Annotated in this window: 13 protein-coding genes; 6 read left to right on the top strand and 7 right to left on the bottom strand. The window is 61.3% G+C overall.

Annotation, left to right across the window (positions count from 1 at the left end):
- The first annotated feature begins 92 nt into the window (after positions 1 to 92).
- Positions 93 to 797: a bifunctional 2-polyprenyl-6-hydroxyphenol methylase/3-demethylubiquinol 3-O-methyltransferase UbiG gene (locus tag B9Z48_RS02950; protein WP_108377067.1), complete on the top strand. Its 705-nt coding sequence runs from the start codon at positions 93 to 95 to the stop codon at positions 795 to 797.
- 12 nt (positions 798 to 809) lie between these two features.
- Here B9Z48_RS02950 and B9Z48_RS02955 read toward each other — a convergent pair whose 3' ends face one another.
- The 3 genes from B9Z48_RS02955 to B9Z48_RS02965 form a co-directional block, all read right to left on the bottom strand.
- The gene (locus B9Z48_RS02955) at positions 810 to 1,772 is read right to left on the bottom strand and encodes a threo-3-hydroxy-L-aspartate ammonia-lyase (protein WP_108377195.1); all 963 of its coding nucleotides are present in this window, start codon (positions 1,770 to 1,772) and stop codon (positions 810 to 812) included.
- 90 nt (positions 1,773 to 1,862) lie between these two features.
- Positions 1,863 to 2,729, bottom strand: coding sequence for a metallophosphoesterase (locus B9Z48_RS02960; RefSeq protein WP_108377068.1), 867 nt, complete (start codon positions 2,727 to 2,729; stop codon positions 1,863 to 1,865).
- Positions 2,726 to 3,703: a LysR family transcriptional regulator gene (locus B9Z48_RS02965; RefSeq protein WP_108377069.1), complete on the bottom strand. Its 978-nt coding sequence runs from the start codon at positions 3,701 to 3,703 to the stop codon at positions 2,726 to 2,728. The genes B9Z48_RS02960 and B9Z48_RS02965 overlap by 4 nt, the downstream gene beginning before the upstream one ends.
- 146 nt (positions 3,704 to 3,849) lie before the next feature.
- On the opposite strand from B9Z48_RS02965, the gene B9Z48_RS02970 reads away from it, so the two are divergent.
- The gene (locus tag B9Z48_RS02970; protein ID WP_146186223.1) at positions 3,850 to 4,332 is read left to right on the top strand and encodes a hypothetical protein; all 483 of its coding nucleotides are present in this window, start codon (positions 3,850 to 3,852) and stop codon (positions 4,330 to 4,332) included.
- Between the two features lie 9 nt (positions 4,333 to 4,341).
- Here the strand turns inward: B9Z48_RS02970 and B9Z48_RS02975 are convergent, their stop codons facing one another.
- Entirely contained in the window at positions 4,342 to 5,310 is a 969-nt protein-coding gene (locus tag B9Z48_RS02975; RefSeq protein ID WP_233261000.1) for a DMT family transporter, read from the bottom strand.
- A gap of 47 nt (positions 5,311 to 5,357) precedes the next feature.
- On the opposite strand from B9Z48_RS02975, the gene B9Z48_RS21625 reads away from it, so the two are divergent.
- Positions 5,358 to 6,032, top strand: coding sequence for a hypothetical protein (locus B9Z48_RS21625; RefSeq protein ID WP_194944657.1), 675 nt, complete (start codon positions 5,358 to 5,360; stop codon positions 6,030 to 6,032).
- A gap of 82 nt (positions 6,033 to 6,114) precedes the next feature.
- On the opposite strand, the gene B9Z48_RS02985 is transcribed toward B9Z48_RS21625, so the two are convergent.
- On the bottom strand, positions 6,115 to 7,995 hold the full coding sequence (locus B9Z48_RS02985; RefSeq protein ID WP_089955664.1) for a phosphoenolpyruvate carboxykinase (GTP): 1,881 nt from the start codon (positions 7,993 to 7,995) through the stop codon (positions 6,115 to 6,117).
- Between the two features lie 217 nt (positions 7,996 to 8,212).
- Between B9Z48_RS02985 and modA the strand changes: the two genes are divergently transcribed.
- The 3 genes from modA to B9Z48_RS03000 all read left to right on the top strand — a co-directional run bounded on the left by modA (position 8,213) and on the right by B9Z48_RS03000 (position 10,953).
- Positions 8,213 to 9,031, top strand: coding sequence for a molybdate ABC transporter substrate-binding protein (gene modA, locus B9Z48_RS02990; RefSeq protein ID WP_233261001.1), 819 nt, complete (start codon positions 8,213 to 8,215; stop codon positions 9,029 to 9,031).
- A gap of 69 nt (positions 9,032 to 9,100) precedes the next feature.
- On the top strand, positions 9,101 to 9,778 hold the full coding sequence (gene modB, locus B9Z48_RS02995) for a molybdate ABC transporter permease subunit (protein WP_089955668.1): 678 nt from the start codon (positions 9,101 to 9,103) through the stop codon (positions 9,776 to 9,778).
- Positions 9,778 to 10,953, top strand: a complete 1,176-nt coding sequence (locus B9Z48_RS03000; protein ID WP_108377072.1) for an ABC transporter ATP-binding protein — start codon at positions 9,778 to 9,780, stop codon at positions 10,951 to 10,953. Before modB ends, B9Z48_RS03000 begins: the two co-directional genes overlap by 1 nt.
- A gap of 70 nt (positions 10,954 to 11,023) precedes the next feature.
- On the opposite strand, the gene B9Z48_RS21980 is transcribed toward B9Z48_RS03000, so the two are convergent.
- Together B9Z48_RS21980 and B9Z48_RS03005 are read right to left on the bottom strand one after the other, a co-directional pair.
- Entirely contained in the window at positions 11,024 to 11,158 is a 135-nt protein-coding gene (locus B9Z48_RS21980; RefSeq protein ID WP_255350435.1) for a hypothetical protein, read from the bottom strand.
- Between the two features lie 80 nt (positions 11,159 to 11,238).
- A complete protein-coding gene (locus tag B9Z48_RS03005; RefSeq protein WP_089955672.1) occupies positions 11,239 to 11,667 on the bottom strand; it encodes a PaaI family thioesterase in 429 nt (142 codons plus the stop codon).
- Between the last annotated feature and the right edge of the window lie 3 nt (positions 11,668 to 11,670).

Here is an 11,670-nt window from a genome sequence, read left to right on the forward strand (position 1 = left end):
AAAAAGCGTTGATACAAACATCATCAGGATGTAGCCATCAAGCATGCACAAGGCCCTGTTTGTAAGATACTTTGCTTAAATCATGGAAGCTTATGCAAACCACATCTTCTGACTATTACGGCAACGTCAACCCCACTTTGTTGGGGGTGGTCGATCCCTTGGCACAGCGCGTGGCCGAGTTTGGCTGCGGCGCTGGGGCTTTGGCCCGAGCGGTGCGTCAGCGCTGCAACGCTCGCGTGCACTATGTGGGTGTTGAGCTGATGGCCGACGAATTGGCCAAAGCGCACGAAGTGCTGGATGTGGCCTTGGTGCGCAACCTTGATCAAACACCCAACTGGTCGGTCGATGCCGAGTTGATGGCGGCGCTGCCCCATGGCAGCTTTGACCATGTGATTTTTGGTGATGTGCTCGAGCACCTGTACCACCCTGACCGTGTGTTTCAGCAAGCCGTGGCCTGTTTGCGCCCGGGGGGCAGTGCCTTGGTGTGCATTCCCAACGTGCAGCATTGGAGCGTCATGGCCCAGCTGTTGCGTGGGCATTGGCCACAACAAGATGCAGGTTTGTTTGATCGCACCCACATCCGCTGGTTTGCCTTGACCGACATGGTGCAGCTGCTGCAGCGGGCGGGTTTGGTGGTTGAACAAGTCGTGCCCCGCGTTTTCAAGCCTGAAAACGGGCAAGCTTTGTTGCAAGCGCTGCAACCGGCGGCGCACTTGCTGGGGGTGGACCCTCAACAGTTCATGCAGCGCAGCCTGCCCTTGCAATACGTGTTGGTGGGGCGTCGACCTGCGGTTTGAAGGCTTGGGTGTTCAACCCTGCGCGATCAACTGTGCAAAGCGGGCCAAGTCCACATTCCCGCCGCTGACGATGATGCCCACGCGTTGCCCCTGGAGCTGCTTGGCCGCTTGACATGCTGCTGCCAGCGACAAACAGCCCGTGGGCTCGACCACCATCTTCATGCGCTCGGCATAAAAGCGCATGGCCTCGATCAGCTGTGCATCGGTGACGGTGTGCACGTCGTCGACCAGACGGCGAATGATCTCGAAGGTGATCTCACCGACCATGGGGGTTTGCGCACCGTCGGCAATGGTGACCGGGGTGGCAATGCGCACGCGTTGGCCTTGACGCAAGGATTGCTGGACGTCATTGCCCGCTTCGGGCTCCACGCCATAGATTTTGCAGGCGGGTGACAGGGCCTTGGCCGACAAGGCGCTGCCGCTGAGCAAGCCACCGCCGCCCAAACACACAAACAAGGCATCCAACTCGCCCACCTCCTGGAACAACTCCAAGGCAGCGGTGCCTTGGCCACTCAACACGTCGGGGTGGTCAAACGGCGGGATGAAGCGACGTCCTTGTGCGGCGGCAATGCCTTGCGCGATGGCCAAGGCATCGTCTTTGTAGCGGTCGTAGCCCACGACCTGTGCCCCATAGCCACGCGTGGCGGCCAGCTTGGCAGGTGAGGCGTCGTGCGGCATGACGATGGTGGCGGGGATGTCCAAAATTTGCGCCGACAAAGCCACCGCTTGGGCGTGGTTGCCTGATGAGTACGCCACGACCCCACCCCGGCGCTCAGACGGTGACAGCCGAGACAAGGCGTTAAAGCCCCCCCGAAACTTGAAGGCCCCCATGCGCTGGAAGTTTTCGCATTTGATGAAAGCCTGCGCCCCCAACTGCGCATTGAGTGTGCGCGATTGCAGCACCGGCGTGCGGTGGGCGTGACCCTGCAGCCGAGCGGCAGCTGCCAGAACGTCGTCAAAAGTGGGCAAGGTCATGGCGTCCATCGTGGGGCTTTCTGAGTGGGGGGCACAAAAGCGCGCATGTTGACACGGTCGCTCGATCTGTGCAAACCCGCGTGTCGGCGATCAGCCCCCCAGGTGCAAGAGCTGTTGGGCCTGAAATTGAAGTTGCTCGTTTTTATGGGCATAACCCAGTGGGTTGGCCACCACGCGACAGCCCTTGTGGATGTAGTCACTGGCGCAATGCAAATGGCCGTGCAACCACAGCTGCGCTTGGGGCAGCCAATGGTCCAGCGCATTGCAAAACCCCGCAGTGCCGGGCACTTTGCCGTAGCGTGGGTCGGCGCTGTGCAGGCTCGGGGCAAAGTGCGTCACAACCACGGTGGGGCCATCAAAAGGGGTGGCCAGCGCCTGGCTCAGCCAGTCTTGGCATTGCAGGGCGTGCTCGCGCATTTCTTCGGCCAGCCAAGGCAGGCCGTGGCGTGTGGTCTGGGTTTTGCGCAGGTAATAGTTGGCCGCACGAAAAGCTTTGTCGCGGGCCTTCAGGTGGCGTGTGTACTGGCTGTTGGGGTGGCTGAAATGCGCGGGTATTTTGTCGGGCAAGGCCTGCCCCGCCAAGGGTCCCAGCGCGTCAAAGTCGGTCCACAGCGTGGTGCCCACAAAGCGCACGCCGCCCATTTGGAGCACTTGGCGCTCCAGCCAAGTGATGCCCAGCCGTGCGCAGGTCTCTTGCAGGCGCTCGTGGGCCTCGTCGAAGTCGAGTCCGTCGTATTCGTGGTTGCCCGGCACAAACAGCACCGGTGTGGGCCAGCCATGCAAGGGTGAAAACCGTTGCAGCCCAAAGTCGGCATCGCCCGCACTGCGCAATGCCGAATGGGCCTGGTAAGAACCAATGTCTCCGGCCAAGACCAAGACATCTGCCAACGGGGCCGGGCGGGGCATGAAGTCGAGGTTGGATTCGAGGTGCAGGTCAGACAGCAGCTGAATGTTCATGTCAGGTCCTTGGCTGAGAATGCGGCCTGTGCCACTTGCAGCAGTTGCCCGCGCAACCATTGGTGCGCACTGTCGTGTTGCATTCGACGATGCCACAGTGCCTCCACATGCACGGGCGGCACATCCAGCGGCAACTCGCACAACACCAGTTTGTCGGCCATGCCCGTGGTGGGCACAAAGTGGCGTGGCAACACGGTGAGCAAGTCGGAGCTGACCACCACTTGGCCCGCTGTGAAAAACTGGTTCACGGTGAGCACGATGCGCCGCTGCCGTCCGATCGAGGCCAATGCTTCGTCGACAAAACCATAAGGCCGACCAGAAAAGCTGACCAACAAATGGCGTGCGGCACAGTAAGCGTCGAGCGTCATGGGGTCGTGGGCCATGGGGTGGCCTTGACGCATCACGCAGACGTATTCACCCGCGTACAGACGCTGGTGTTCAAAAGACACCGCTTCTCCGGCTTGGGCACGCCCCGTCAAATCGGTCAACACGGCAGGAAAGTAGCCCAAGGCCATGTCGGCGACCCCTTCACCGAGCAGGCTTCGTGGGTCGCGCGTGTTCAGCGGCACCACCCTGAGTGACACGCCGGGCGCTTGCTGTTGCAGTTGTCGGGCCAAGCCGCCCATCAACTCGGCAGCTGTGGCGTCGGCCATGGCCAAGATGAAGGTGTTGGTGGCCTCTTGCGGCACAAACGGACTGGGCACGATGGCCTCTTGAAGCTGGCGCAGGGCTTCGCGCACACTGGGCCAAAGCGCCAGCGCCCGGGGGGTGGGCTCGATGCCATGGCCTTGGCGTTTGACCAGCTCATCGTCCAGGGCGTCGCGCAAGCGGCGCAAAGCATTGCTCACCGCCGGTTGAGACAGTGAGAGGTTTCGGGCCGCCCGGGTCAGGCTGCGCTCGGCCATGACTTCGTCAAAAATCCGAAGCAAGTTGAGGTCGAGCGTGCGAAATGAGGCTGGGATGTGAGCGTTCATGCGGGGACAGATGATTTATCACCATTATGAATGTCAAACATCATGAATATAAAGTTGAACGACACTGGTAAAAACCCTATGATTCACCCATCGGTTTTGACGTTTTCAATATCAAAGTGCACAAAATCGAATCAAGGGAACAAAAAATGAACACCACCTCCACCACCACCACCTCATCCGTCTTGGCTCAGATGAGCACCGTCCGTGCCAAGCACCCTGTGCTGAGTGCATCCACCAAAGCGTTGTCGACATGGCTGTCCACGGCAGGCGTGGCAGCCCTGCTGGTCTTGGCCAACCACCTCATGGACGATTGGGCCGAAACACACCTCATGGCCGCTTGGTTGGCTTTGTGGGCCTTGGCCATTGTGGCCATCGTTGTTTTGCGCAGCGTGAGCCGAATGCTGGCGCAAAACATGATCACGGGGCTGAACCAGTGGTCTGCACATCTGGCACGCCGTCGGGCCGATGAACGCCTGTGGAACATGGCCCAAGCCGACAGCCGTTTGATGGGTGAGCTGCAAACAGCGATGGACCGTGCCGATGAAATCGGGCTTCCAACGCCCAACTTGACCACTTACATGACTCGCCGCGCGGCCCGCATGGTCCATAACCGCCTGTATTACATCTGAGCGTTGGGCCTAAGCCCCTTTCGCGACCGATTTTTGTTCAAGGGCCGGTGTGGGTCGTGAGGCCAAGTAGATGCCGGGCAAGATCAAGGCAGCCCCCATCACATGGTGCCAGCCCAAAGACTCCCCCAACACAGCCCAAGCGGTCAAGCCGCCATACAAAGGGCCGAGGTACAAACTGGCGGCCACCCGACTCGCGCCCAAGGCTTTCTGGCAAAAACCATACGCCCAATAAGCCCCAATGCCGGGAACGAGACCCGCCAACACGACCAAGAGCGTGGCCTGCACGCTCCATGCGGGTGTGCTGTCCAGTTGCACTTCCCAAATTGCAAATGGCGTCAAGACCAAGACCCCACCTGCACAAATGGCCGCCAAACGCGCTGTGGCCCCCAGGGGACTGGGCCATTTCTTTTGCAACAAAGCAAAGGCCGCCCACGCGACCATGGCCAGCACAATCCAGCCATCGCCTGCGACCCAGTTGACTTGCCCCAGAGCGCCCCACTGGCCTTTCACCACCACATGAAAAACGCCAGACAAAGCCACCACCACGCCCAGGCCTTGCCGCCACGAAAAACGCTCACCCAGCCACAACACCGCCCCCAAGGTGATCAGCACGGGTGATGCGGCGTAAATCAGCGCGATGTTCATGGCGGTGGTGGTCTGCGCCCCTTGGTAAACCCAGGCCCCACAAACCAGCATGCCCAATGCCCCCAAGACCAAATAGCGCCATGTTTCTTGCAAGGTGCTGCGCCTCTCACGCCACAGTTCACGGCGGGCGACAAAACCCAAAATCAACCCGGCCAAGGCCCACCGACCCCAGGCCAGCATGTGCGGCTCAACCACCCCAGGCGCGGTGCGGGCCACGATGTAATTGACGGACCACAGGGCAGGGGTGATCCACAGCAAGGTCAAAGCCATGCGCTGCCGATCCATCCCCATGAATTTGAAATGGCTGTTCATGGAGTTAATATGTTTATTCATGCCAAAAGAATTCAAAATTTCTTCTTTTTATAAACGAAAGGACTGACATGCTGATCAGAACAGGGGTGTGCTTGCTGGTACTCGCCATGTTGGCGGGATGTTCGACGGCATCCAAAAAAATCGCTGCCACTTACACATCTCCCCAACAGTACCAATCTTACGATTGTGCCCAGTTGGCTCAAGAATCCCATCGGATCTTGGTGCGGGTCAAACAACTCGGTGTTCAATTGGACCAGGCTGCAGCCAATGACCAAGCCATTGGGGTGGTGGGGGCTGTTTTGTTCTGGCCAGCTTTGTTGGCCCTTGGAGGAACCAAGCAACAAGAGGCTGAGTACGCCCGTTTGAAAGGTGAATACGAGGCCGCTGAGCAAGCCGCCATCACCAAAAAATGTGCCTCAGTTGTGGCAGCACCCATGGCAAAAATCTCACCCAACAAGCCCCAGGTTGACTTGGACAAGGACTTTGCAAAGGTTTCAGATGTGCAGGCGGTCCCATTCTTGAATGACCGGGGACGTGAAGGGTATCGCCATTGGCTGAACCAAAAGCCTCCCAAAGCCTTTGTTCTTGCACCCAACGGAACATGGAACGCCACTTGGGGCCTGACCACGGGCAGTGGCGACGAAAGCCCCGACCCTTTGCCTCGGGCCATGGCCCGATGTGAAAAGCGGGCTCAAGGGTGCAAGGCTTACGCGGTGGATGAGCGCGTGGTGTGGGTGCCCTGAAAAAAAACCGCCACGACTTGGGGTCGCAGCGGTCGTTTGGCCGTGCCACGGGGTGGCACAGCCCTCACAGTTTGACGCCAAATCAAGCCGCCAAACGCGCCTGCAATGCCGACTTGGTGTCCAGCAGCGCTTGGGGCAAGTGGTAGCTCAGCTGCGCAAAGTGTTCGTCGTGCAGCTTGAACTCGGCTTGCCAGGCGGCGGCATCGATGCTGGTTACCGCTTTGAACTGCTCGGCGCTGAAGTCGATGCCGCTCCAGTTAATCTCTGCGTAAGTGGGGGCCACGCCGAACATGGTCTGCTCGCCCTGGGCCTTGCCTTCCAGACGGTCAATCATCCACTTCAGAACGCGCATGTTGTCGCCGTAGCCGGGCCACACAAACGAGCCGTCTTCGCCTTTGCGGAACCAGTTCACGCAGTACATGGCGGGCAGTTGGTGGCCAGCGGCCTCAGCCTTGGCGCCGGTGTCGAGCCAGTGCTGGAAGTAGTCGCTCATGTTGTAGCCGCAAAACGGCAGCATGGCGAACGGGTCGCGGCGCACCACGCCTTGCGCGCCAAAGGCGGCAGCGGTGGTCTCAGAGCCCATGGTGGCAGCCATGTAAACACCTTCGGTCCAGCTGCGTGCTTCGGTCACCAAGGGCACAGTGGTTGAACGGCGGCCGCCGAACATGAAGGCGTCGATCGGCACGCCCGCAGCGTCGTCCCAAGCGGGGTCGAGTGCGGGGTTGTTGGTCGCAGCCACGGTGAAGCGGGCGTTGGGGTGGGCGGCTTTGGCACCGGTTTCCTTGGCAATCTGGGGTGTCCAGTCCTTGCCTTGCCAGTCGATCAAATGGTCGGGCAGCTTACCGGTGTCCTTTTCCATGCCTTCCCACCACACGTCGCCATCGTCCGTGAGGGCCACGTTGGTGAAGATCACGTCCTTGTGCAGGCTCAGCATGCAGTTGGGGTTGGTCTTCATGTTGGTGCCGGGGGCGACGCCAAAGTAACCGGCTTCGGGGTTGATGGCGTACATCTTGCCGTCGGTGTGCGGCTTGACCCAAGCGATGTCGTCACCAATGGTGGTCACGCTCCAGCCTTCAAAGGCCTTGGGTGGCACCAGCATCGAGAAGTTGGTCTTGCCGCAGGCGCTGGGGAAAGCCGCTGCCACGTGGTACTTCTTGCCCTCGGGGTTGGTCACGCCCAAAATCAGCATGTGCTCGGCCAACCAGCCTTGGTCACGGCCCATGTTGGAGGCGATGCGCAGCGCAAAGCACTTCTTGCCCAGCAGCGCATTGCCGCCGTAGCCCGAACCGTAAGACCAGATCTCGCGGGTCTCAGGGAAGTGCACGATGTATTTGGTGGTGGGGTTGCAAGGCCAGCTGGTGCTGTCTTTTTGGCAAACACCGTCGATGGTGGCCAAAGGTGCGCCCACGGTGTGCATGCAGGGCACGAACTCGCCGTCGGTGCCCAGCACGTCGAACACGGCCTTGCCCATGCGGGTCATGATTTTCTGGTTCACGGCCACATAGGCACTGTCGGTCAGCTCGATGCCAATGTGGCTGATGTGCGAACCCAGCGGGCCCATCGAGAAAGGCACCACATACATCGTGCGGCCAGCCATGCAGCCGTCAAACAGCGGGTTCAGGGTGGTGCGCATTTGCGCGGGCTCCATCCAGTTGTTGGTGGGGCCGGCGTTTTCTTTTTGGGCCGAGCAGATGTAGGTGCGGTCTTCCACACGGGCCACGTCTGATGGATCAGAGCAGGCCAAGAAAGAGTTGGCGCGCTTGGCCGGGTTGAGTTTTTTGAAGGTGCCTGCAGCGACCAATTCGGCGCACAGGCGGTCGTATTCTTCTTGGGAGCCGTCGCACCAATAAATGTTGGCGGGCTTGCACAGGGCGGCCATTTCGGCGACCCAGGCGATCAGCTTGGCGTTTTTGACGTAACTGGGCGTATTGAGGGACAGGCCCTGCATCACGGGTGAGTTCATGGGAAGTGCTCCAAGTTTAAAAATCGTTTTTTCAAAACCTCTGCGCAGGGGCTTTGAAAAAACGGCTGGGGGGCTGAGATACTGCGCGTGACCCACTGAAAATGGGTGGTCACCATTGGGTAAGCTGTGGGGCCTCGATTTTAGGGAGCCTGCCTGTTGCGTGCCTGTCAGATTGCTGAAAAACCCTTTTATATCTATGCAAAAAACGCATGACGTTATGCAAACCGATTGGTTTGAACATGGGCGCCAAGGCCGTCGCGCCCGCACCCTGCTGGTGAGTGCGTTGTTCGTATCGGCAGCCCTGTTCCCGTTTTTGGCACGGGCCCAGGGCCAAGGGCCTGTGCGCCTCAAAATCGCCGCAGCCAGCAATCTGAAGTTTGTGCTGGCTGACTTGACAAGCCAATACAAGCAACAAACCGGCGTTCAGGTCGATGTGAATTTGGGCGCTTCGGGCAACCTGGCGCGGCAGATTTTGCAGGGTTTGCCGGTTGAACAATTCATCTCGGCCGATGAGGCTTGGGTGGCCGAACTGGCCAAAGCCGGGCGCACGGTGGACGCGGGTCAGCGATATGCCACGGGTCGCTTGGCGCTGATCGTGCCTAAAAATTCAGCACTTCCGCTGGCTCAGGGCTTGGCGGCGGTGGTCCGCGCCCTGAAACCGGGCGACAAATTCGCCCTCGCGAACCCGGCCCTGGCCCCTTATGGCGTGGCCGCCGTAGAGGCCTTGCAGCGTGCGGGCGTTGGACCACTGACTGCACAGCAAAAAGTGCTGGGCGACCACATCGGCCAGGCGACCCAGTTTGTGGCCACGGGCGCGGCGCAGGCGGGCATCACCGCTTTGGCGCTGGCGCAGGCCCCCGAGATCGCCCGCAGCTTGCAGGTTTTGCCGCTGCCTGCTGATTTGCACGCCCCCCTGCACCAGCGCATGGTGCTGCTCAAGGGTGCGGGTGCGGCGGCGGCAAACTGGCACCAGTTTTTGCTCAGCCCGCCCGCACAAGCGGTGTTTGTGCGGCACGGTTACGCCTTGCCGCAATAATCCAGCTCAACACCCGCCTCAAACTCAGCCATCAACCCTGCACTTCCATTCGCCTGCAAACCCCACTTTATGGATTGGTCCGCCCTTCACGTTTCGCTCACTTTGGCGGTTTTGACCACCCTGGCGCTGCTGCCCGTAGGCTTGGCGCTGGCCCGTTGGTTGGCCGTGACTGCCTGGGCAGGCCGCCCTGTGGTCGAGGCATTGCTGCTGCTGCCCTTGCTGCTGCCACCCACCGTGATCGGTTTTTACTTTTTGGTGGCCTTTGGGCAGGGCAGTTCTTTGGGCGCGTGGCTCTCGTCCTCGGGCGTCCGCTTGGTGTTCACGCTCGAAGGCTTGCTGCTGGTGAGCGTGCTGGTCAACCTGCCCTTCATGGTGCAACCGATTCAGCGCGCCTTTGCAGCAGTGCCGCACAGCCTGCGCGAGGCGGCTTGGGTGTCTGGCTTGTCGACCTGGCAGACCTTTTGGCGCATCGAGTTGCCTTTGGCCTGGCCCGGTTTGCTGGCCGGCATGGCGCTCACGGTGGCGCACACGCTGGGCGAGTTTGGCGTGGTGCTCATGGTGGGCGGCAACATCGAGGGTGAGACCCGCACGCTGTCGGTGTCGTTGTACGACAAAGTGCAGGGCATGGATTTGCAGTCTGCCCATGTGATGGCCTTGGCGCTGGTGGGCATCTCCTTGCTGGCGCTCAGCCTCGTGCTGGCGTTTGATCGGGTGGGCCAGCGCGGCCGCGCCTTGCAGGAGCGCTGATGAACGGCTTGCAAGTGCAATTGCGCTCAAACAGCCCCATTCGGCTGGAGGCCGAGTTTGACTGCGGCGCGGGCGAGTTGGTGGCGCTGGTCGGGCCGTCGGGCAGCGGCAAAACCAGCATGCTGCGCGCCATCGCGGGCTTGTGGACACCCACCGATGTGCAAGGCCACATTCGGGTGGCGGGCCAAGCTTGGCTGGACACGGCGGCGGGGGTGCAGCTCAGCCCGCAAGAGCGCCGGGCCGGCCTGGTGTTCCAGCATTACGCGCTGTTTCCGCACATGACGGCGCAGGCCAATGTGGCGCTGGCCGCTGGGCCGGGCTGGTCGGGCGCTGACGTGCAGACTTTGCTGGCGCGGTTGGGGCTGGCCGCGCTGAGCCAGCGCAGGCCCTCGCAACTGTCTGGCGGTCAGCAGCAGCGGGTGGCGCTGGCTCGGGCGCTGGTGCGGGTCATGCCCAGGCCCGCTTTGGCGTCAAGCCCCGCCAAGCCCCCCCAAGCGTTGCCCGGCGTCTTGTTGCTGGACGAGCCCTTTTCTGCGGTGGACGCACCCACACGCCAAACGCTGTACCGCGAGTTGGCCGCTTTGCGCCAAAAGGTGTCGGTGCCCATGGTGCTGGTCACGCACGACCTGGCCGAGGCCCGACGCCTGGCCGACCGGGTGGTGATCGTGGACGCGGGCCAGACCCTGCAAACCGGCGAACCTGCCCGCGTGTTTGCCAGCCCGCGCAACGCCCGGGTGGCCGAGTTGGTGGGCATTCAAAACCACTTTGAAGGGCGCTTTTTGAAGGGCGAAGCCGGCTGGGGGCGCTTGTGCTGGACAGACCCCGCGCAGCCAGAAGCCGAACTGGACCTGGCGGTGTTTGACAAAAACAAGATCGACGACGGCACCCGCGTGACCTGGGTGCTGAACGGGGAACAGGTGGACGTGATGGCCGACGGCCAGCTGCCCAGTCTGGCAGCGCCGGGCCACACACGCTTGCGCTGCCAGCTGCTGGAGGTCTTGTCGCTGGGCGAAATCAGCCTGTGCACGCTCCGGCCCGAAGCCCTGCCCAGCCAAACCATCACCTTGAACCTGACCACCCGCCTGCTGGACCGTTTGCAGGTGCAAGCCGGGGGCAGGGTGCAATTGCTGATCGCGCCGGGGGCGCTGCACATCATGCCCGTGCGCACAAAATAAAACCCGCAAAGCACGGGCTGTTGCGGGTTGGGCGGGTGCGGCCAAGCGGCGCACCGGGGGCGGCCAAGCCTCAGGCCATGAACACGGCGATGAAGGCCAGCAGGAAAATCAGCACGGCACCAGCGGCTGGAATGATCACGGGAATGTGCTTGACCACGTTTTCCACGGGATCGTCGGATGTGTGAGCGTCGTTGTGAGCAGACATGTGGAACCTCAAAAAATAATGGGCTTATTGTAGCCAAGCCAGACTGGCGGGCCGCTGACAAAGGGACGCGACAACCCGGCTCACATCAGGGCATAGGTGGTGCTGGCCCGAAAAACGCTTTTGCCGTCCTCGGCCCCGGCCAGGTCAATCTCGCCAAAGGCCATGGCCTTGCCCGCCCGCAGCACCCGGGCGGTGACCAGGGCGTCCTGGCCCGACAGGGGCTTCATGAAGCTGCTCGACAGCTGCACCGTGCTGCAGGGCCGGAACTGCCCAAAGTGGCTGATGAGCGCCAGCACCATGGCCGTGTCGGCCGCAGCCATCATGGCCTGACCGCACAGCATGCCGCCCACCCGCGAGAGCTGATCGCTCTGTGGCAGGCGCAGGGTCACGCTGTCGGCGTCAAAGCGCTCGACCTTCAGGTTCAGCGCCTGCACCCAAGGGGCAAACAGCTCGGACAGGGCTTGCTGCAGAGAGTCGGCGCTCACGCGCGATGAGGTATCTGGGGTCATGGT

It is taken from the genome of Limnohabitans sp. WS1, assembly GCF_003063265.1.
Lineage (GTDB): Bacteria > Pseudomonadota > Gammaproteobacteria > Burkholderiales > Burkholderiaceae_C > Limnohabitans_A.